Here is a 23,917-nt window from a genome sequence, read left to right on the forward strand (position 1 = left end):
CAAAGAACAGCAGGTAGACAACGCATTTGTGCACTGTGCCAGGTTGATCCGCCCGTTATTGCCAGGGCCGGTTCGGTTCGGTTCAATCGGTAGATGATCGATGGTGATCCGGTGTCCCTGGCCAGTCGTGGCGTGATTTTCGCGTTGCAGTCCACCCTGCGGCCACTCGGCGCGCGGCTGCCCGCCAATCGGTTCGGGGTCGCCGGCGCGCGGCTCGGATTGGCCGTCGCCTGCCGGATCTGGTTCGATCGCACGCTGCCGACCACGTCGGTCGATGTCGCCGGGCCGCGCGGTCGCGCCATGGGGGAGTGGGTCGGCGCGGTACCGCACCCCGGCCAGTCACTCATCTATTACCTGCACGGCAGCGGCTATGTCGGCTGCAGCCCGGCCACTCATCGAGGCCTGGTGTCCGAGCTGGCCCGGCGACTCGACCGCTCCGCGTTCACCCTGCGCTACCGCCGCGCCCCGGAGCATCGATTCCCCGCAGCACACGACGACGTGCTGAACGGTTACCTCTGGCTGCTCGAACAGGGCCATGCCGCGCAAGACATTGTGCTGATGGGTGATTCGGCAGGCGGCCACATGGCACTCGGCCTGTGCGTCCAGTTGCGCGAGCTCGGCCTGCCCCAGCCCAAGGCGCTCGTCGGCTTCTCGGCGCTGGTCGACTCGACCTGGACGCTGGCCGACGCCCGCCGCACGGAGGTGGACGAGGCCTTCATGTCCTTCGGCTTGGCCACCCGAATGACCGGTCTCTACACCGGCACAGCCCACTTCGACGACCCACGCCTCAACGTGGCCGCGCACGTCGGCCCCGACCTGCCACCGATGTTGTTGCAGGCCGGCGGCAGTGAGATGCTCAGCGCCGACGCCGAACACTACGGTGCCGCGCAACGCGCCGCGGGCGGCGAGTGCGAGGTGCAGCTGTGGCCAGGCATGTTCCACGTATTCCAGGTGGGGCACCGGTTCCTGCCGGAGGCCCGCGCCGCCCTCGACGGTGTCGCGCGGTTCATCGCCGAGATCGAGCGTGCGCAGATCGCCCGGGGTCCGCTGTCGGCATAGTGCCGGCCGCCGTCGATTCGCCGGACGCTGCCTGTTGTGCGTGGTTACCCGTTGTGGCACAGTCGATCGCGCGGAAAAGACGAGGTCCGACGGTAGAGCTAGGGTGATTGCATGACGGAATGGCATGCGTTGACCGACGTGGAAATCGTCGAGCTGGCCAGTCGACTGCGGTCACTCGACTGGTCATGGCGGCTCGACGACGCGGAGCAGCTGGCGTCGGCGATGGGCTGGACCGTGGTGGTGGCGCGGGGCAACTGGGTCATGCTCGACTCCGGGTTCGGGGCGGGCAGCGCCAAGCTGACCGGCCGAGACGGCCAGGTGGGCGAGATCGAGGTCCAGGTCGCCTCCGACGACGAGGCCGAACCCGGGCAGACGCGTGATGCGTTCGTGGGCATGGTCGCCGCGCTGAGCGGTGCGTTCGGTGAGCCGACCGCCCAGATCCCCGGTGCGGTACCCGAGATCCGCTGGGCAGGCGCCGAAACAACGCTCATGCTGCGCGATCCGGGCACCACGCTGGAATTGTTTCTGATGGCCAACTCCTGGCTTGCCGACCATGACGAGACCGTCGAGCTGGAGGAACAGGGGCTGCTGTGACGGGGTGGGCAGAGTTTGCCGACGGGCTGGCCGAGCAACTGGCGACGCTGCCGTCCGGCGCGGTTGTGGTCATCGGTGAGGCCCCGACCTCCTCGGACAAGAGCAGGATCGCGCAGTTCCGGCAGTTCGACGACAGCGTCTGGGCCCAGCTGTCCGGCGACCGCTGGCTCGATCCCACGGTGCAAGCGGGCGCGACCGGCCGGCATCTGATTCGCGAAGCGGGCTGGCGGGAACCCGACGCCGACCACGTCGAGAATTGGTGGGTCGAGCTGCCGTGGCCGGTGGCTTCGGCGGCCTATCGAAGGGTGGCGGACATGGTGGTGACCGGGCTGCGGGACGCCTTCCGGATCGCCGCCCCGACGGCGCTGGTCTATCAGGCGTGGAACGAAAAATCGGCGAACAGCCCGATCGAATTGCCGCTGCTCGGACTGCCCGTCGAGGCTTGACGCACGCCACCGCCCATCCGCGCACCAGCACCTCGCCGCTCGGCGATCTGTGCCAGGATTGGCGGGGGCGGCTACCTCTTCGGAACGGCCGCCGTTTCGGTGCGCAGATTGAGGAGATTTCCGCGACGTGACCAGTCCAGACGACCAGGCTCCGGACCAAAGGCCGCGCGACGAGTCGGCCCAGGAACACCTGCGCCCCGGCGGCGAGACAACCGCTGCCCAAACGGCTTTCATGCGGCGGTTCCTGGTATCGCCCGGCGCGCAAGACGGTATCGCCGAGCCGGTTGATCACGAACCCGGTGACGTCGACGACCAGGAACCCGACGTCGGCTTCACTCTCGCCGGCGCGCCGCCCACCCCGTCGCCGGTCGAGGATCCGGCCGAGCTCGCCACCGCGATCAGCCATCAGATCGTCCGGCAGTTGGCGGCCGACGGCCCGGCAGGCTGGCAGCAGTTGGAGGCGGTCTTCGCGGTGACCGTCGCGGCCGAGGTGTCGCTCGCCGTTTTCACCGACGACGAGGACCGCATGGCGCGGGCGTATCCGACGGAGGACGTGCTGGCGCTGGTCCGTCAGCATCGGCATGTGTCGGCGCAACTCAGCGACGGGCCGTGGTGGCGCTACCGCATGACGTTGACCAGCAGCGGTCAGGTCGAGGTCGATTACGACTACGGCGATGAGCCGTTCCCGGACGAACAACTCTTCGCACCGGAGATCTATCGCGCCGACCTCGAGATGTACCCGCGGGACACACTGCCGGTGTGGCTGGCGGCCTACATCGGTCACGCCGATCGGCAGTCGCGGACGCCGCAGGAGGCCGCGGTCCAGGCGCGGGCCGATCGGGACGCGGGCAGGCGCGGAGTGCTGGCGGCCACCGACTTTCCCGCGTTCCCGCTGTTGGCGGCCCGCTGGGCGGTGATCGCCGCGGGGTTCGTCGCGGCCGGTTCGCCGCTGGGACCGCGAGTGCTGCCCGCCTTGAGTTGGTTCGAAGGTTCCCGGCGCAGCGGTTCCACGCTGTACTCGGTGCCGGGTGGCCGGGCCGTGTTGTCCGGCGGGGTATGGAATGCACCGGAATTGGACGCGGTCTACAACCGCGGCGTGCCGATGCCCGACTTGTACGCGGGTGCGCCGGAGTGGGTCGCCAATCCGGTGCTGAATTCGCGTGCGGCTACCGGTCTGCTGTCGTTCTGCTACTGGTGGGAGGGTGGCAACTGGTATCGCGGTAACTCGCCGATCGCCGACGAGCTGAGTGACGCGGTGCCGGGCATGTGGTCGCCGGATTCCGTGGTCGATATCGTGTCCGGCCTGATCGCGGAAGCGCCGAGCCCGCGCCAGCGCCAAGCTGTCGCGAATCTGGTGTCCGCCGCGGAGATCGGTGTGGTCACCCGGTCCACTCTCGTCGATGTGTTCGGCGAAGACGGCTCCTTCGATATCGACGGCGCTCTCTATCAGCTCACCATGGCCGGCGTGACGATGACGGTGCCGGAGCCGATGCCGCAGGAGGACGCGATCGCCAGGGTGCGGCAATTCATCCTGGACAGCGACATGGATACCTCCCGGTATCCGATGGACGGCCTGCGCGCGGATCGGATCAGCGTCGGGTGGATGGTGTACGTGCCGACCGCGCCGGGCGAGATCGCGATCGGCCGGGCGCTGTTCTACATCGCCGATGACGGCGTGCTGGAACAGTCGTCGTCCTCGGTGGCGCCGTCGCTCTACATCGCCGAGTTCGAGCAGCGATTCCAGCGGCGACATGGCCAGGTAGACGCTTGATAGCGGGCCCGATGCCCCCAGGACTGGGGTGTTCCATTGGAGTGGTCCACCACTAGCGTTGGTGTTACGGTTTATTGACTGACGGCGGAGATCGGGTGAACTGATCATGAACTCCGCCAATGATTTCAGGATCGAGCCGGGGGTTGGCTGCCCTCACACTGCGGGAAAGGGTGCATTGTGGCGGACGAGAAATTCGAGTTCCACCCGGACGAATTCCGTACTGCCGCGGGCAAGACCGCTCATGTCGGTGACCGGATCACCGACGTGGTAAACAACTTGACTTCGACCCTTGCCGGTCGCGGTTCCCCATGGGGCGACGACAAGATGGGCAATCAGTTCGCGAACGGCCCAGGCGGCAGCGATGGCTATCATTCTTCGAAGAAGAACCTCGTCGACGGCACCACCGGTATGGCGGGCACGTTCAAAGACGTGGCCGCCAACCAGCGCAAGGTTGCCGACCAGTTGCAGCACGACCTCGATGAGCGCAATGGCGAAAGCTTCGATAAGTGAGTAAGGGTCGGTAGCCGTGGCACACGATTTTTCTCGGGGAGACGTCGCCGACCTGATGGAAGAGGTGCAATCGCAGCTCCATTCCATCGCGCGATTGCAGCAGCAACGCGTTGCGCTGGTCGGCAAGGCGACGGTGCGCGGTGGCCGGGTGACCGTCGTGGTCAATGCCGATGGTGCCGTTATCGAGACCAAGTTCGGTCGTGGTATCGAGGATTTGGAATACGCGGAATTGGCGCGTGCCGTGACCCAGGCTGCGCAAGAGGCCATCGCGGATGTGCGCCGCCAATCGCAGGAACTGCTCGCGCCTTTCCAGCAGGAACGGGCGCGCCTGCCGAAACTGTCGGATCTGGTCGAGGGCATGCCGGACCTGAGCGGCCAGATGCCCGCGCAGACGTACGCGCCGATGAGTAAACCCGATTCGTTGGAGCGGGCCATCACTGCCGGAACCGACAGCGCCGCCATGACATTCGACAATGTCGAGTCGCTCGACAATGTGAAGTCCCGGGAGCGTGGGGTCACCGATTCCGGTTGGTGATCTAGATGGACTTGTGGGACGGGCTCCTCGAAACCCTCGGGTGGGTCGCCGGTAGCGATTGGCCCGAGGGCTCGGAAACCGGCATGCGGGATCTGGCCGGTGACTGGCGCAAAGCCGCCGAAGAGCTGCGCGGCATCATGGCCGACATCAACACGGCGAAGTCCGCCGCGCTCAAGGCATACCCGTCCGGCGCGGCGCGCGATGAGATTGCGGGCGTATTCGACAAGATGCGCGATGGCACCGGTGCCAGCGGAGACGAGGCGAACAACAACCTCAAGAAGCTCGCGGAGTTCTTCGACAAGATCGGCGAATCCGCAGATGGCGTCGGTACCGAAATCGAGTACGCCAAGTGGATGATGTGGTCCTCGCTGGGCCTGCTGGCGATCGAACTCGCCGCGGCGTGGCTGTTTCCGCCCACCGCACCCGCCGTGGAACTGACCGCCATCGCCGCGACGCGGGTGACGATCCGGGTGATCGCCCGGCAAGGGCTGATGGCCGTCCTCAAGCACGTTCTCAAGTTGGCCATCACCAAGGGCGTCAAGTTCCTCTTCAAGCATGTCGCGCTCGACCTGGCGCTCGGCACCATCCAGGACTTGGGGATCCAGTGGATCCAGAAGGAACAGGGCCACCGCAAGGACATCGACTGGAACCAGGTCGGGATGACCGCGCTGTCCTCGGGGGCGGGCGCACTCGGCGGCGCGGCGGCCGGCCACGGGCTCGGACACCTTTTGAAGGGCGCCCATTTGGGCCCCGGCATGAAGGGCGCGATCACCGGCCTCGGCGCGGGCTTCGCCGGGTCGATCGCCGGGTACGCACCGCAATTCGCGATGGACCTCGCGCACGGCGGCTGGGATGAAGTGGCCAAGAACTTCGACCCGCGCATGTTCACCGCCGGCCTGTCGAACGGCGCGATGTCGGGCGGGAACAAGGGGCGGGCCACCAAGTTCCACTTCGACCGGATGGGCGCGCCGATCGGTGTCGGGCCGACGAACGGGGCTCGGATCGGCGGCCTCGGACCCGAAGGCCTTGGTACGCACAGCAATGGCGGTCCGGACATGCGTCCGGCGGGCACCAATGGTGCGAGCACGACGCATGACGGTGGGGTCGGCCAGGGCGAGCACGGCGGCACGAGTGGTGACCGGACCGGCGGAGACAACGTCGGCGGCGGGGTCAACAATCGCAGCAATGGTTCGGGTGACGGGTCGTCCACGCGGACCGACGACACCTCGCAGGGTGGCGACTCGTCCCGCACGGGCACCTCGGATCGGACCTACAGCACCGACAGTGATCGGCCGCAGGGCGGTGGTTCGGAAAGTCGTGGGACCGACGGTGGTCAGCAGCAGGGTGGTTCGGAAAGTCGTGGGACCGATGGTGGTCAGCAGCAGGGTGGTTCGGAAAGTCGTGGGACCGATGGTGGTCAGCAGCAGGGTGGTTCGGAGAGCCGTGGGACCGATGGTGGTCAGCAGCACGGTGGTTCGGAAAGTCGTGGGACCGATGGTGGTCAGCAGCAGGGTGGTTCGGAGAGCCGTGGCACCGACGGCGGCCAACAGCACAACGGCGCGTCCGAGAGCCACGGCGGTTCGTCGGAGCAGCACGCCGGAGCCGACGGTGGCGGCGCGGATCGCAGCCGGGCGGGCATTGCCGACGGTGGCACCACGCACGACAGTGGCACCACACACGACGGTGGCACCAGCGACACGGGCACCGGTGCCGATCGGTCGGTGACACCGCAGCACACCGGTGCGGATCCGGGAAGTGCTGCGGCAACGCATAATTCGGGTGATGCGGGGCGCGGCGGTGACGGCGCGACGGCGCGGACCGGCGGTGACGGCGCGGCAGCCCGGTCGGGCGGTGACGGCGCGGCAGCCCGGTCGGGCGGTGACGGTGCGGCGCCTCGGCACAGCGGTGACGGTGCGGCGCCTCGCCAGGCCGGCGACAGCGCGGCACCTCGGCCCACCGGCGCTGAACCAGCGCGTGGCGGCGAGACCCGGCCACAGTCGGGCTCCGAACCGCGGGCGGGCGACTCTCGGACCGGATCGCCGGACGCCAAGCCGAGCGTCGATCGTCCCCGAGGCGAATCACGCGCGGGCGTCTCGGAATCGAATCCTGCTCGGGCAGGCAAGGATTCGACTCCCGGTGTCCGCGCGGAGTCGAGCGGCTCCGAGGCGCCCCGCGCACCGGAACGTACGGCAGGCGCGGCGGACGAGCATGTGCAGGTACACCCTGATTCTGATGAAAACGCACGGCCGCACCAGGATTCGGACGAGAACGCTCGGCCACACCAGGATGCCGATGGGCCGGAAGTCAGAAATAAGCCGGAAGCCGGTGTACCGCAACAGGATCGGACGCACGCCGGTGCCGAGCCGCACGCCAGGGACGAAGCGGGCCGCCCGCACGCGAACGACTCTCGGCCGGCCGGCGACGCTCCGGGCCGGGCGGGCGACGGCGATCCCGCGCGACGCAGTGACCACGGTGACGACCCCGAGAACCGCCAGCATCACGACGACGTAGGGATCGTCCCGGTCGCGGACGCGGGCGCGGCCGCCCATCCGCGGCAGTCGGGAGCCGACGGCACGCCGCGTCAGCATGGCGCCGACGGCGACGCCGCGACGCCGCGACAGGACGGCGACGCCGACAGCAAGCGACCGCTCGAGCCCGACGATCCGAATCGCGGCAAGTGCGGCGAGCTCTCGCTGCGGGAACTCCGTGACCGGTTCGGTGATTCGATCCGGCTGCCGGAGCGGACAATTGGCGCCGACGGCATGACCTCACGAGAACTGGTCGGCGCCGCGGGCGGGCAGCTGCGCGAGTTCGCGGGCGGCCACGAGGCGATCGAGCGGCGGCTGCTCAAGATGGGCGACGGCGCCACGGCACTGGTCGTCGACACCTACAAGGGTCCGCGCGACGAGCACGGTGTCGGCGCGCACGCGTACCTGATGGTGAACGAGGGCGGCCAGATCAAGGTGCACGACCCCAGCATGGGTGCCGACCACGGCGCCCCGCCGCGGACACCGAAGGAACTGCACAGCGCCAGCGCGATCATGTTCAAGCCGGACGGCACGCCGGTCGACAAGGTGCCGAGCCGCATTCGGGACGAACTGCTCGCCCCGCAGCGTGACCTCGCCGATGCGGGACGGATCGGTAATCTGCCCGGCCAGCACCACGATTTCTTCCCGGCTGATCGGCCGGTGCCGCAGGGTATGCAGCGCGGCGCGGACGGACTGTTGCGCCAACCCAGTGACCCGCCTCAGGTCTACCGCACGCCCGACGGCGTCTGGCATCACGTCGACGATGCGCCGGGCACGTTCCGCGACAAGGGCTTCAACCTGACCGACGGCCACCGATGGATCAAAGACCATCTTTCGGGCAAAGACCTGGCGTTCAAGGCCGAGGTCGCCGAGGAAGGCGATTATCCGGTCAAAGATCCGGATGCGCTGAAAGCCTTGGCCGACGAGTCCGCCGAGCGGATCAGGCTGGGCAAGCTCCGTACTGATGCTTACGATTTGCTCAAGCCGCACATGGACGAGTTCAACGTCCGGGGCAAAGAGAACAAACTCGATGTCAATAAGCTGAGTGAGCGGAACCTCAAGGACACGGTTTCCGAGATCAAAGAGGAGATCAGGAAGCAGACGCGACTCCCGGAAAGCGATCCCCGGCATCTGACACCCGAGCAGAAAGCCGACAAGCTCACGCGCCTGTACGAAATGGTGGACAACGCGAAAGAATACAATCTCCGCGGCAAGGAGATGGTGGCGAGTTCCAAGCGGCTCGGCGAGTTGGGCGCTACCGCATACGGTTTCGACCCGGATCTACATCCGGGCGCAGTGCAGATCACCCCATTCGAGGGCGCGTTCGACGGCAACAACTCCGTGGACATCGCGGTTTTCATTCCTCGGGACGGCGACACCCCGGCCCGGCTGGTGGTGATCGAGGCCAAAGGTGTCGGCTCGGAGCTGGGCAGTGCGACGACTCCCGCAGGCCGGGCGCAGCAGGGCTCGCCGGAGTACCTGCGACGCACGCTCGCCATCGATGAGAATCTCCGGACGATTCTGACCGAGCCCGAAGCGGATCTGCTCGCGCGGCCAGAAGGCCCGGCACTGCTGGACATTCGTAAACAACTGCTGGAAGCGCACCACGACGGCACGTTGGACATCGAATACCACAAGGTGCACGTCGATATAAACGGTAAAGCGGACTTCGCGAAATTCAAGCTCGACCACAATGGTGTGCGGGTGCCGATGCACGATATCGGCGGCGTCGTATCCAGGGACAGTCTGCAGCCGCAGCATCAACCCACCGCGTCGACGCCGGATGCGGGCGCTCCCGACCCCGTAGGGAACGGACCCACCCAGCATTCGCCGGATAACCCGGTCACTCATCCGGATGATCGCCGCGGTCGCTGTGGTGAATTGTCACTGCAAGAGCTGCGGGCGCTGTACGGCGAGGACCATGTTCAGCTGCCCGAACGCGCGATCGGCCCGGATGGCATGACCCCGGAGGAACTGCAGCTGGCCGCGGGTGGTCACCTGCAGCCGACCACCCATGCGGACGCGCACCAGCGACTGCTCGACCTCGGTGACGGCTCGTCGGCGTTGATGGTCGACACGTATTCGGGTTCCCGGGACGCATACGGCGTAGGCGCCCACGCCTATCTCCTGGTGAACCAGGGTGGCGAGATCATCGTTCGCGACCTCGGTGCCGGACTGGCCGATCACCGCTATCCGCCGCAGGTTTCGCCGAACATGAGCGGTTCGCACGCCATCGTGTTCGACGGGCAGGGGCGTCCCGAACATTCGCTGAACGCGGCGGATCGGGCGCGGTTGACCGCCGATGCCGGAGCGCATACGAATTCCGGCGACCGATCCCGGGTCGGCCAGCCCTTCGACGGCCGGCCGCATGACGACGGCAACCTCCCCCGCAACGACGACACCGATGGCCTGATCTCCCGGCCGAAACACGAGGATGCGGAGATGCCGCCCCGCGTGCAGGTCGAGCAGGCCGAAGCACTGCGCAGGCTCTCCGATCAGTACCCGCAGGACGAGGCGCTGCGTGCGGAAGCCGATCGGGCGGCCGAGCGGGTGCGCGAACTCGCCGATAAGGGGCTGATTCCCGAGAACGATGGCTCGGGAATCAGGAAGCCGCTCGAAACGCCGAACGCCGCCGACCCGGTCACTCGGCCGATCGACCATCCCGAGTCCGAGGGTGCCCCTCGGCAACAGCCTGCCGACAGCGCCGGTCCGAACAAGACACCGGAATCTCCTGCTCATCCAGCGGCCGAACGTGCTCCGCGGCAAGAACCTTCGGACAGCACGGGCCCGAACAAGGCGCCGGAATCGCCGACGCCGAACGACCCTGGCGACGGCCGTTCGCGGGATGTGCATCCGGCGGATGCCTCTCTGGCGCAAGAACATCCGGTGTCCGAGCCGCGTCCGCGTCCGGGCGAGCAGGACAAGCCGCTGCCCGACTCCCACCTGCCGCGCGAGCGGGAATCCGCGTCGCATATGCTGCCGCCCCGTCGCCCGGCGGAAGTGCCCCGGCTGCAAGGAGATCCGGCGTCCGAGCCGCGTCCACGCCCGGGCGAGCCCGGCAAGACGCCGTCGGACCACTTCCTGTCCCGCGAGCGAGAATCGGCCTCGCACATGCTGCCGCCGCGTCGTCCGGGGGCGGATCCGGTGCACGGAATGGACGGCAGCGTCCCCCATGACGGTGGGCAGCCGGAGCCGCACATCGTCGACAAGTGGACGCCGCTGGACGCGGCACAGGTCGGCGAGGAGTTGGCCAAGGAGACCGGGCTGAAGGTCTACGGGTTCGACCTGCCCGGCTTCGATGCCGAGGTGGCGCGCGAGATCGCCAGGGGCGTCGTCGAAATGCGGGCCAAATATCCGCACGTCGTCCTCGGCGGCGTCGGTGTCGGTAGGTTCCCGAGCGGGAACCTGGCGGAGCTGATTCCGGGCCGCCACCCGGAGACGGGCGTGCGGTACGCGCAGTCGATCAAGTTCAATCAGGAACTCGTCGGAAGCCTGGACGCGTTCCGGAGCAAAGTCCAGGCGGGCGTGGACCTCGGACGGTTCGATCAGTCCGGCACCACTCGTCCCGTCTACAAAATACTGTTGCACGAATTCGGTCACGCGGTGGATTTCCACGGACAGCGCACGGCGTTGCGACCGCTGCACCCGAACGATCCGCACTCGCTGACCTATACCGACAAGGTCCTGCAGGATCACTACCGGCACAAAGCCGAGCTGGACCCGGCGGTCCCCAATACCAGTGCGGGATACCGCAGCTGGCTGAAACAGCTCGGCCCGTACAGCTTCGATGAACACGGTGTCTTCCGGCCCGGCGAAGCCGTCGCCGACGCCTTCCGCGACGTAGAACTGCACGGCGACCGGGCGAGTGAGCCCGCACAGGTCTTGCACAAGATGCTGACCGACTTGGCGAAATTGGGACCCGACGTGCTGGCCCCACGGCTGCAGGGCCTCGACGGTGTGCCGCATCCGGCGGACCAGCCCGCGAGGATGGCGATCGACCCACCGCACGATCCCGACGCCGCCGGGAACGACAACGGCCGACACGAGAGCGTCGCGGACTGGACCGACCGCATGCGGGCCGAGACCGCCGAGTGGACGGCGCGAATGGCCGCCGAGCACGCGGCGGCCATTCGACACCTCGCGGATACCGAACCGGTGGACTGGGCCACCCGGATGCGGGCCGACCACGCCGAATGGCGAGCGCGAATGTTGGCGCTGCGGGCCGAGTTCGCCCGCGACATCGCCGACGGCGTGTTGCCGCGGCCGGTGGTGGAGGTGCCGCTGGAGGAGGCGGGCAAGCACCGCACTCCCGAGGGTGAACTCCCGCATCCGGGCGATGTGAAAGTGGCACCGCGCGAGGATTCGTCCGCACAGCCGGAGCCGGAGGGGGCAGGCGGCGGGAAGAAGCCGCCGGAATCGCCACCGCGCGTTGGTGATCCGGGCGAAGATGGCGCGAACGATCGCGATCGGCAGCCCGGCGACGGTGCCCCGCCGCAAGAGTCCGACGGCACCCCGCCGCATGACCCCGATGGCACGCCGCCGCACGAGACCGATGGGACACCGCACCCCGAGGACCCGTTCGACGCGCGTCAGCACGAGCTGAACGCCGAGCGAGACCGTGTCGTGGCTGCACGGGACGCGCTCCAGCAGCAGCGCGATCAGCTGGCAGGCCGCCTGCGCGTCTCGTCGGAAAATGACTGGGCGGCACTGCATCCCGACAATATTGCGCGAACGTTGGAGGAGTTGCGCGGACGCACCATGGAGGTGCGCACGGAGATGCCGCGCGAGCATGCCCGCATCGATGAGCTCGAGCAGCTGGCCAACCGGGTCGCCGACGCGAACAACGACATCGCCAGGATCGATCGCGAGCTGGCATCGCTGGATGCCGAACGTGCCGCCGCGCGACTCGAGACCCCCGAGGGCGAATACGCTCGCTTGCTCGAGGAACGGCGTGCGCTGGACCATGAGCGCGAATTCGCCAGGGCGCAGCGCGATGAGCTCGCCGCATACCTCGGGTTCAAGGATTTGACCGGCCCCGCCTTCGAGCGCCGCATGCTCGAGCTCTATGACGAGGCGCAAACGCGGCGGACCCGGATCCCCGGCAACCTGGACTCCCCGGAACGGATCGTCCGGGACCAGGTGAGCGGGTCGGAGCGCGATTCGCATCTACGTGAGATGCGCAAATTGGGCGATGCCATGCGCGAATGCGAGCGTCTCGACGCGGCCATTGCCGAGAAGGACGGGCGCCTCGCGCAACTGCGGGACGAGGGCGTCGTCGGCGAGCGCCCGCGCTCCGGCGATATTTCCAGCGTCCTCGATCGGATGGCAGCCGAGCACGCCGACCTCCTGCGCGAGGTCGAGGCGCGCCGGTCGGTGATGGAAGAGCTGGCCCGGCGTCTCGGGATTCCGCTATCGGAGCTCGGCCCGCGGCCCCGTGATGTGGCAACGGCGCTGGAGTGGCTTCGGTCGCGCACGATGCGGGCCGACAACGGCGAGCAGGCCGAGCGCCATGGCATGTTCGATGCGCTGGAAGCTGCCGCGGTCGACGTGCTCGCCGGCGAACACGAAATGGGCAAGCTGCGCGACGAGATGGCTCGGCTCAACGATCTGTGGCAAGACATCGTCAAGGCCGAGAGCAAAGACGGCTGGATGGTCACCGACCGGGTCGGCATCATCCCCGGTGAGCGTCCGCGCATCATCGTGTTCGGCCCGCGCGCGGAATTCGAGCCGTCGCGCACCGGCCACGACGACGCACTGGCACACGCCATACGCACGGAACCTGCTGCCGCACAGGCGATGATGCGGCATCCGCAGATCGAATACCGGCGGATAATCGTCGAGCCCGACGGCACCGTGCGTCAGGAACAGCTGGGTGGCCCACCCGTCGAGCGCACTGCCACCGGATGGCGCAACGGCGACCCCGGCCTGCTGGTAGTGCGCTGGCAAGACTCGGACGGCCGATGGCACGCCGTCGATCCGAGCGTGCCGAACCGGCGCACCAATCGCGGTCCCGAAGCGCCCGAGAAATACGACCCGGGCAATCCGGATTGGTGGGGCGGCCTTTCCGACTACATCAATGACCTGGCAACGCCGTTCGCCGATATCCCGCCGGGGCATATCGCGAAGAACATGCTCGAACTGAATCCGATGAACGTGGAGACCCGGTACTTCGACAACGGCGTACCGGCGGACGACATCGTCAGCCTTCATCTCGGTGGCGATATCGCTTCTATTCAACGGAATATCCGCACCTTGTTCATGGCGATCGACCATCCCGCGGTCCGGGACTGGATCCATCGGCATCCGGCGATCGGCGACTGGGTGCTGGCGCGTCCGTGGCTGAAGCGGTTTTTCCCGGTCGGCACCATGTGGTCGTCGTTCCAGTGGCATCGGCCGCCGGAGACCAACTTTCAGCCGATGTACCGCACCTGGGAGCCGGCCGAGCATGCCAGGACCGAGATTCCGGAGTGGCTGCGGCCTGCGATCGATCAGGAGGTCGCGAACTGGCGGCGGGTCCAGGAGTGGGCCGACGGCGAATACGACCGGTTCCGGGCCGACGACCAGCTCGCCGACCGCATGGTCGAACCGCTCGCCGAGTACCGGCGGGAACAGATGCGGGTCGGCGCACAGGATTTGGTCGATCGCATCCGGAAGGAACTGGTCGATGCGCACCGCGGTGTCGACCCGGGCCAACCCGATGTCGACCGGCGGGTGCAGCGGATCAATGAAGCCATCAACCGGATCGCCGACGATTCCTTCGACCATTTCGCCACCGATGATCGGGTCGCGATCAGACACACGATCGCCGATATCCGGCAACGCCTGCTGGACATCAGAAACGAGCGCTCGATCACCGACGCCGACATCACCCGGATCGTCGACGAGCTGACCCCCGGTATCCGTCCGCTGCCACCGAAGATCGAAGAACACAACTGGCCCGACCCCTTCCCGGAACGTCCGCAACCCGACGGCGCCCCGCCGCGACCCGAATTCCCGGCCTTCACCAGGGACCAGATTCAGCAGATCCTCAATCATCTGTTGACCGACGAGCACCCGGCCAGCGATTACGCCGATCCCTATGGCACGCCGAGGACGCGGCGGATGGATCAGGTCGCCGATGTGGCCGAGGCGATCAACCGGATCGTGGACGGTAATCCGCTGCCCGCGGATGTGGTCCTCATGCTCGACGCACTCGCCGAATCCAACTTCTTGCGCACTCCCGCGCCGCCTAACGAGCGCTGGACCTGGCATGACGCGAACGCGCACGCGGTCGCCGAGGGCTTCCATTGGGACGCGAACCGGCCGCCGCTGACCGGTGATCGCGCGGGCATTCCGTACGCGCCGGAACCGCTCGCCGCGCCGGAGCCGTTCCTGCCGCGTGATCGGTTCGAGCTGCAACTGTCCGACGCCAGACAGCGTTGGGAGGCCCGCTCGGTCGCGCTGCTCGAGGCGGTACGGCTGGCCGGGATCGATCCCGAGGCCCTGTTCGGCGCCGCCGATCCCGCCGACCGGCTGGCCAACCTGCGGAACCAGCAGCCGGATGCGGCCGGGCGGCAGCGGATCGATGACGTGTCGCGCGCGTTGCGTGACTTCGACGACGCGGGCGCCGAGGTCACCCGCCTGGAGCAGCGCCTCGCGCAGCACGACGTCAACCTCGACCGCGCCCGCGCGGCGGCCCGCGGCGAGCGGCCGGAATTGCCTGCGTCGGAGCGGGATTCGACCGAGCGAGCAGCGGATCCCGAGCAGGCGGCGGCCGCCGATCGGCAGCGCAGGGCAGCCGAGCAGCAAAGGGTTGCCGAGGAGCAACAAGAAGCCGAGCGGCAGCGAAGCTACGCCGAGGCGGATGCGCGGCAGCGGAGCAATGAGATCGATCGGCTGGAGCGGGCGAAGGCCGACGCGGTGCGGGCCAGGGACGAGGCTGCGGAACAGTTGCGGCAGGCGGGTGATCAGGCTGCGGCAGAGGAGGCGTTCGAGCGGCATCGTTACGCGGAACGTGATGCGGCCGAGCGTGATCAGCAGCTCACCGATCAACTGCGGAAAGACACGTTGCTCGAGGCGGGCGCGGAGCCGCTGGACGGGGTGCCGCAGATAGGCATCGTTCCGGGTGATCCGCCGCAGGCGGTGGTCGTGGTGCGTGGTGCGTCGACGGACCCGACCACGTTGCTCGAGCGGGCTGCGGCGCAGCACCCGGAGCTCGGCGATCTCGTCGGGCCGAACCGCGACAACGTCACGGTCTACCGCCTTGTCCCCGGGGAGGACGGTCGCACCGAGGTGCACCGGACCGATCCGCCGGAAGATCCCGCGCAGTCCGCGGAAGCCTTGCAGCGCCGGCAAAGTGAGGACGAGGCGGATGCGCGGCAGCGCAGTAACGAGATCGATCGGCTGGAGCGGTCGAAGGCCGAGGCCGTGCGTATCCGGGACGAGGCTGACGAGCAGCTGCGGCAGGCGCGCGATCAGGCCGAGGCCGAGGAGGCGTTCGAGCAGCAGAAGCATGCCGTGCGTGACGCGGCCGAGGCGGATCGACTGCTGACTGATCAGCTGCGGAAAGACACGTTGCTCGAGGCGGGCGCGGAGCCGCTGGACGGGGTGCCGCAGATAGGCATCGTTCCGGGTGATCCGCCGCAGGCGGTGGTTGTGGTGCGTGGTGCGTCGGCGGACCCGATCACACTGATCGAGCGGGCCGCGGCGCTGCACCCGGAGCTTGCTGATCTGGTCGGGCCGAACCACGACAACATCGTCGTATTCCGCCTTGTCCCTGGGGAAGACGGCCGCACCGAGGTGCACCGGACCGATCCACCGGACGCGCCACCGCTGGCCGCACCCCGTCCTGAACCCGACGCCCCGAGCGATGGTGGCGGCGCGAAGAAGCCGCCGACCGGCGACGCGCCGGAACCGGGTGAGGTGGAGAGCGCTCCGGTAGCGGATGATGCTGCGGCACAGATCAAGTCGGGCGAAGACCCGAGCGCGGCGGACAAGCCTGAAGTAGCGGCGGACAGGCCCGCGAGCCAAGCGAATAGGACTGGGGGAGAGGCGGATAAGCCCAGCGAGGCGGCCACGTCTGTGCGCGAGCCCGCCGAGGACGGCGCTGCGAACAAGCCGGAGCCGCGCGCCGCAGGCGACGAGGATGGCGCCGACACCGGCCACAACCGTGTGCCCGAGGGGGTAGCCGACGCCTATGCGGACGCGGTGGCCCGGCGCGATGAGCTGGGTGCGCGCCTGCGGGAACTGGGCAGGCAAATGATGTACCAGTTCCCCGAGGGGGCGTTCGATCCGGCCAACCTCGAGGCGACCACTCGCAAGCTGACCGAGATCGCCATGATCGGCGCCGATTTCGACCGTGGCGACGAGATCCTCCGTCTCGCTCCGGAATTCCTTGCCGCGGATGCGCGCGTGCGTGAACTCGGCGGTGCCGCACCGGAACTGACACCCGCTCTGCAGGCCGGTGACCCAGGTGATCCGAGCAGCCCGGGCGATCCAGGCGTTCCGAGCGGTCCGGGCGACCCGGGCGGTGCTCCCCGTCCGCCGGCGGGCGAGCAGACCGGGCAGTGGTCGACGGTGGGCGAACCGCGCCCCTACGAACCATCTACCCGGACACCGGAATTCGAGGAACTGGTCAACCGGATCGCCGCAGCGGCCGATAACGGCCAACGCCTGCTCGATCAGGCGCGCACGACACTGCGCGGACTCGGCGTGAATCCGGACGGCCTGAATGCCCGCGAGCTGGAGCAGGCTGCTCGGGATGCCGCGGACAACGCCGCGGCCCGGGTCGCGGAACTGCAAGCCCAACAGCATGTTCCATCCGAAGAGATGGTCAAGTACTTCGACGATCTGCACGCGGCGCAGCAGCACTACGGTGAGGTCACGCGGGTGACCGGCGAGCTGACCCGGACGCTGGGGCAGTACCACGAGTCGGTGCGGACCAAGCACGAACTGCGTGCCGAGGCGGCCGCGGTGATTGCACGCGACGTGCTCGCGTCGGAGGGGCGGCCGCTGCCCAAGGCGGACGGTATCGCCGTGCTGCCGGGCGAGGCGCAGCGGTTGCTGGTGGCTTCACCGTTCCGGGCGCCGGAACACATCATTGAACCCGGTCTGCGCGCGCGGCTGGCCGAACAGGGTGTCGAGGTCGTCTACCGGCAGGTGCTGGTCGATGATCAGGGTCGGGTGTCCGTCGTCGATCTGGTGCCGCCTGGCGGTCCGGATCCCTCGGGCGGACCGATCCATACGCCGCCCCAGCCCGGTGGTGGCACACCGGCACGGACCGGTTCGTCGAATGACGGGGCCGGAGCGAACAGGTCGCCTCGCGAGGAACCTCGCCAGGACAACGGATCGCGGCCCGGCGATGTGAAAGCCGAAGAGATACCGGAGAATTCGGTGCCCGAGCCCGCGACCGGTGGCGACGATGGTGGCCACAAGCCGCCGCAACCGCCGACGCCGCCAATGGCAGGCGACCCCGGTGACGGTGGTTCCGATTCCGGCGGTCACCGGCCACCGGAGGGCGGTCCCGCCGACGAGCCGAGCGAAACGAACTCGGACGCTGCGGCTCTCGCGCAGGCGGTGGCTCGGGTGGAAGCGGCGCCGGAGTCCGGTGAAGTGGTCCGCGTCGAGGTCCTCAGTGAGGGCGCGCTGCTGATGGCCGAGCGGGTCGAGCTGATCACCCTCGACGACGGCACGCAGCTGATCCGCAAGACGCTCAGCAATGTTCGGCACGCCGACGCGGAAGTGCTTGCGGCAGAGGTCGGTCGGGCCGTTGGTGCCGGCGTGCCGCACATCGTGCGGGTCAGCGACAACGTGATCTACATGCAGTTCATGCCGGGCGATTGGGCCAGTGCGCAGCACCCCGGCGCGTGGAGCCCGCAGCAGACCGGGTTGACCGAGACGCCGGGCGGCGTTCGGCTAGGCCTGCTGGACACGTTGATTCGGATGCCGGACCGCGGCATGACGAACTGGCTGGTCACCGCGGCCGGACTCATCAGCGGCATCGATCACAGCCTCGCGTTCGGCAACGGCAAGCGCCCGGATGCCGAGACCACCAGCGGGTTCGCCCACCACTTCCTCGAGCGCGGCCCCGACGGTACGGTGCGGTGGCTCCAGCACGACCTGAGCGCGGCCGAGCTGGCCGAGATCCGCGGCCGGATCGAGGCGCTGGCACCGGCCTTCGCCGAGCACCCGGACTGGCATCAGTCCGTCCTCGACCGGTTGACGAAGCTCGAGGAGAACGTGCGGCCGGAGACCGATCCGCCCGCGTCGGACGGATCGTCCGGCAGGCCGGACAAGCCGGGTGACGGTGGGCCGGGACGACCGGGCGGACCGCAGGTTCCCGGTGGTCCCGAGCGGCCGGGTGGCTCCGAGAATGGCAGCAGCACAACGAGATCCGAGGGTTCTCCGGAAGCCGCGGGCACGCATCGACCCGAGCCGATTCCACAACCCGACCCGAGGCACGAGGCGGACGACGCCCAGCGCCGAGCCGAACTGACCGCGGCGCGCGACCTCGCCATCGAAGACCACGACGTCGCGCTCCGCAGGCGCAACGAGCTGGCCACCTTCCTCGGCGTGGATCCGTCCGACGATTTCGCGGCGCTCCGGCCGGGCGACAACCTCGCCGACACACTGCGGGAGTTGCGTCAGCACCGCGTCGAGGGGATGGAGCGGTCGCCGCACGAGGCGCTCCGGATCAAGGAACTGGAGCGGCTGGCCAATCGGGTGCCTGAGGCCGAGGAACAGATCGGGCGGTTGAATGACGAACTGGCCCAACTGGATGCCGACCGTGGCTCGGGCCCGCTGGAAACCAGGGAGGCCGAATACGACCGCCTGCTCGATGAGCGCGGTGCGCGGGCTCGGGACCGCGAATCCGCCCGCGCGACAAGGGATGAACTCGCCGCGCGACTGAATGTGACCGAGCTGACCGGCGATGCGTTCGACCGGCGGGTGCTCGAGCTGTACAACGAGTCGCGCTCCCGGACCGTGCGGATGCCCGGCAGCCTCGACAGCCCGCCAAGGGTGGTGCACGAGCCGGTGGCCGGGCCCGAGCGGGAAATGCGCGACCGGGACATCCGCCGACTGGTCCAGGCCGTCGACGAGTTCAACCGGCTCGATCAGATAGTCGACGGGATCGACGGCAGGCTCGAGGAACTGCACCGCCAGGAGGTGGACCGGGACCGCCCGCTGGCCGATGACGTTGTCGCCGCATTGGATCGGCTGGCGCGCCAGCGGGCCGCGATCTTCCTCGACAGCAGGCCGCGCCGCTCGGTGCTGGAAGAGCTGGCGGAGCATTTGGACGTTCCACTGGCCGATCTCGGCCCCGATCCGCGACAGCTGGCCGAGACGATCGAGCACCACCTGGGGATCGTCGACAGCACCAATCCTGAGCGACCGCGCATGCTCCAGGAACTTGCGGACGCCGCCGCCGACGTGATCAAGGCCGACACCGCGATGCGGCGCGTGCAGGACCAGATGACCCAGCTCACCGAGCGGTGGCACGAGGTCGTCGCATGGCGCGACGAGATCGGCGCCGAAGGTGGGCGGATGGCGACCGACCGGGTCGGCCTCATCGAGGGCGGCGAGCGCCCCCGGATCGTGGTCTTCGGTCAGCAGCCGGATACGGCACGGCCGCGCGGCGGCCACGATGCCGCGCTCGAACATGCGATTCGTACGAATTCCGCTGTCGCGCAAGCGATGTTGCGGCACCCGCAGATCGAGTACCGGCAGACCGCCCCCGGGCAGGAGTCCGTGGTCCATTCGGGTCCGCCGGTGGAGCGCACGGCGACGGGCTGGATCAAGGGCGAGCCGGGCATGCTGGTGGTCCGTTGGCGCGACAGTGCCGGGGACTGGCATATGGTCAACCCGAGCAGGCCCGACTGGTCGACCAATGTGCGTGAGGACGGCACCCTGGCCTCGCGGCGTGAGCTGGACGGCTACAACCCCGGTGATCCGGATTGGTGGGCCGGTCTCGCCGACTTCATCAATGACCTGGCAACACCTTTCGCCGATATCCCGCCGGGACACATCGCGAAGAACATGCTGCCGATGAACCCGATGAGCGCGCCGGTCGAGTACTTCCAGGACGGTGTCCCGGCCGACGACATCGTCACCATCCACGTCGGTGGTGATTTCTACGCCATCCAGCGGGATATCCGTACCCTGCTCGCGGCGATCGATCACCCGAAGGTGCGCGACTGGATCCATCGGCACCCGGCGATCGGTGATTGGGTCGAGGCCAGGCCGTGGCTGCAGAAGCTGCCGCCGTTCGGGACGGTGTGGGCCGGGTTCGACTGGCACAAGCCGCCGGAGACGAATATCCAGCCGATGTACCGGGATTGGGACGAGGGCGAGCACTCGCGTCGCTATGACCACGTCGAGATCCCCGACTGGTTGCAGCAGCAGTTCGACCAGGAGGTTGCCGACTGGCAGCGGGTGCAGGACTGGGCCGACGGTGAATACGACCGGTTCCGCGCCGATCCCCAGCTGGCCGACAAGATCGCCGATCAGTTGGCGCACTACGGCGAAGATCAGCAGACGGGCGCCGCGCGCAAGCTGATCGACCTGGTCCGCAAGGAGCTGGTGGACGCCCACCGCGGCATCGATCCGACCCGGCCCGACGTCGCCGAGCAGCTGGCCAGGATCGACCAGCAGATCGACGACCTGGCCGGACGCACCGTCGGCATGTTCGAAGGCAACGATCGAATCGCGGTCCGCGACACCATCGCCGACATTCGGAACCTGCTGCTCGACGAGCAGAACACCGGTCGCATCACCGACGATCAGCTCAATCGAATGGCCGAGGAGCTCGCGCCGCACATGTGGCACGACATCACCGCCGAAGGCGCGGTGCCGCCGCCGCGCTTCACCAGAGAGCAGATCCAGCAGGTCATCGATCACCTGATGAACGACGAGCATCTGGTCACCGACTACGCCGATCCCACCGGCCAGGTGGTGCGCAAGCGGATGGATCAGCTGGCCGACGTCGCCGAGGCGATCAACCGTCTGGTGGCGGGCGAGCCGCTGAAGCAGGACATCGTGCTGCTGTACGACGCGCTGGCCGAATCGGAATTCCTGCGCGATCCGGAGAACTGGAAGAAGACCTGGCACGACGCGAACACGCACGCGGTCGTGCTCGGCTTCCACTGGGACGCGGACCGGCCGCCACTGACCGGCTGGCGCAAGGATATTCCTTACGCCGTCGCACCGTTGGCCGAGCCGGCACCGTTCCTGCCGCGCGACCGCTACCAGGTCGAATTGTCCGAGGCGCGAGCCGTTTTGGATGCGCGCACCGACGCGCTGCTCGCGCTGGAACAGCGACTCGGTATCGACCCTGCTTGGCTCTTCGGCTCCGATGAGCCCATCGACACCCGATTGGCGCAACTGCGGTCGCAACAGACGGACGCGGACGGCCGCCGCCGAGTGGACGACCTGACGCAGGCCTACCGCGACTTCGAGGACGCGACGGAGAACGTCCGCCGCCACGAGCAGAACATCGAACGCCACGACCTCGCGCTCGAACAAGCACGTGCGCTCGTGCGCGATGGGCAGCGCGAACTCCCCAACCCGGTCGCCGAGACACCGCAGCAACCTGAGGCGACGCAACACGATTCGGACGCGCAACGTGATGCCGCCGCTCGACAGGAAGTGGAAGATCTCCGGGAGCGTCTCGAATCGGAGTTGGTGCACGCCCAGGATCGGCTCGATCGTGCCGAAGCAGCGCGCGCCGCGGCCGCCGCGAGCCTGTCCCTGACGATCGAGCCGCACGAGCTGCGCTCCGAGCGCGAAATCGAAGCGCGCGCAGAAGATTTGCGCGCACGGACATTGGACATCACCCAGCAGCAGGCCCGCCTCGACAAGGTCGCCGAACTCGAGCGCGCGGCCAAGGACTACCTGATCGCCGAAGCCGAGGTGGGTCGCATCGAAGCGGAGCTGGCACACGCCGAGACCCGCGCCGAAGAACTGACACCACTCGACCCGAACACCGGCGACCGGCCCCGTCCGACCGAGGAGAACACGAACCAGCAAGAACCACTGGACGATTCGACCCCCACGCCGCATCGTGACAGCGACGACTCCGATCCCGCTGAGCAGTCGGCTGATCCTGACTCGGCGGTGAGTCGTGATCGCGACGACTCCGATCCCGCTGAGTTGTCCGGTGATTCGGGGTCGGCGCGGGATAGGACTCGTGAGTCCGACGGGGACTCCGATCGCGATGATTCCGACAGTGACGATTCCGGGTCGGATCCGGATCGCGGGACTACCGATGACGGTTCGAATCGGGATCGCGGCTCCGACAACGGCGGCGACGATGGCGGGGATGCTCGGTTCCGCGGTGGTGAGCCGGACCCGGCGATGTTCCGTTCGCGCATCCCGCATCCGCCGCATGAGTACGAGTTCGATTTCCCGCCGGAGGTAGGGCCCCCGCTCAACATTCATGTACCCATGCCGGATCTTCCGGAGCCGCCGCAACCCCCGCACCCACCCGCACCCCCGCACCCGCCGGTTCCGCCGCACCCGCCTGCTCCACCACGGACTCCGGTACCGCCGACACGGCCGCACACGCCGCGTCCGGTTCCGCCGACCACGCCGACGACACGGCCGACGCCGCCGACAACTCCTCCGACGACGCCCCCTACAACGCCGCCGACGACGCCTCCGACGACGCCGCCGACGACGCCTCCGACGACGCCGCCGACGACGCCTCCGACGACGCCGCCAACGACGCCTCCGACGACACCGCCTACAACTCCTCCGACGACGCCGCCTACAACACCCCCGACAACTCCTCCAACGATGCCCCCGACAACGCCACCGACGTTGCCGGATCCGACGCAGCCCCCCTCGCAGACTCTTCCCCCATACCCGGGAGAGCCTGGGGCAGCGCCATTCCCAGGTCAGCCATCACTTCCGGGGCAACCCGGATACCCGGGCCAGAACGGCCAGAATGGCCACTCGCCGAACCCGTGGCCGTCCAACGGCTCACCAGTCGGTGACCAGCAGCAACCGCCGATGGCCCCACCGATGATGCCGCCGATGGCAGGCTCACCGGCCGGCACCGCGGGCCAACGCAATGGCGACCGCCGCCGCTGGAATGGCGAGAACCCCTCGCCCAGTGGCGAAATCGTCATCCAGCCACTAGACGGCGGCCGCCTGGCCACCTTCGATCCGGAAACCGGCTCGTTGCGCGCGGCAGGCACGGCCACCAGCCCGGTCGGCGGCGTACTCGGCTACTTCGGCGACGTCCTCGCCGTCTTCTACCGCAAGGCGGGCCGCCTGACATTGCGCTTGGGCCCCAACGAGTTCGACCTCGATGCCCCCGCTGTCGACGTCGGCTGGCAGCATCTCGGCCCGCAGCAAGCACGTTTCCAGGTGCGCGTCAGTGGCGAACCCGTCGTCGATTTCCCCTACCCGCTCGGCGGCGCCGGTACCGACCTGGGTTTGATGATCCGCGACGTCCTGGCCGACCCGCGACAATGTGCCGGAGTTTTCCACTGAG

7 protein-coding genes are annotated in these 23,917 nt (G+C 68.3%); all 7 read left to right on the forward strand.

Annotation, left to right across the window (positions count from 1 at the left end; all coding sequences use genetic code 11):
- Positions 1-93: 93 nt before the first annotated feature.
- Entirely contained in the window at positions 94-1,059 is a 966-nt protein-coding gene (locus ABZ942_RS25975) for an alpha/beta hydrolase (RefSeq protein ID WP_357386241.1), read from the forward strand.
- 111 nt (positions 1,060-1,170) lie between these two features.
- Positions 1,171-1,653, forward strand: a complete 483-nt coding sequence (locus tag ABZ942_RS25980) for a DUF6301 family protein (protein WP_357386243.1) — start codon at positions 1,171-1,173, stop codon at positions 1,651-1,653.
- Positions 1,650-2,099 carry a hypothetical protein gene (locus tag ABZ942_RS25985; protein WP_357386245.1) on the forward strand — a complete coding sequence of 150 codons (450 nt, stop codon included), beginning with the start codon at positions 1,650-1,652 and terminating at the stop codon, positions 2,097-2,099. The genes ABZ942_RS25980 and ABZ942_RS25985 overlap by 4 nt, the downstream gene beginning before the upstream one ends.
- A 127-nt stretch (positions 2,100-2,226) precedes the next feature.
- On the forward strand, positions 2,227-3,870 hold the full coding sequence (locus tag ABZ942_RS25990) for a hypothetical protein (protein ID WP_357386247.1): 1,644 nt from the start codon (positions 2,227-2,229) through the stop codon (positions 3,868-3,870).
- Between the two features lie 177 nt (positions 3,871-4,047).
- Positions 4,048-4,380 (forward strand): hypothetical protein, encoded by a 333-nt coding sequence (locus tag ABZ942_RS25995; protein WP_357386249.1) that lies wholly within the window; start codon positions 4,048-4,050, stop codon positions 4,378-4,380.
- A gap of 16 nt (positions 4,381-4,396) precedes the next feature.
- Positions 4,397-4,915: a YbaB/EbfC family nucleoid-associated protein gene (locus ABZ942_RS26000; protein ID WP_357386251.1), complete on the forward strand. Its 519-nt coding sequence runs from the start codon at positions 4,397-4,399 to the stop codon at positions 4,913-4,915.
- 5 nt (positions 4,916-4,920) lie between these two features.
- Entirely contained in the window at positions 4,921-23,916 is an 18,996-nt protein-coding gene (locus ABZ942_RS26005) for a hypothetical protein (RefSeq protein WP_357386254.1), read from the forward strand.
- Position 23,917: the final 1 nt, after the last annotated feature.

Source organism: Nocardia sp. NPDC046473, assembly GCF_040645995.1.
In the GTDB taxonomy this organism is placed as follows: domain Bacteria; phylum Actinomycetota; class Actinomycetes; order Mycobacteriales; family Mycobacteriaceae; genus Nocardia.

Excerpts from the sequence above, each read along its gene's own strand:
- ABZ942_RS26005 (WP_357386254.1), top strand. The coding sequence starts at position 4,921 with ATGGACTTGTGGGACGGGCTCCTCGAAACCCTCGGGTGGGTCGCCGGT.
- ABZ942_RS25980 (WP_357386243.1), top strand. The coding sequence starts at position 1,171 with ATGACGGAATGGCATGCGTTGACCGACGTGGAAATCGTCGAGCTGGCC.
- ABZ942_RS25975 (WP_357386241.1), top strand. The coding sequence starts at position 94 with ATGATCGATGGTGATCCGGTGTCCCTGGCCAGTCGTGGCGTGATTTTC.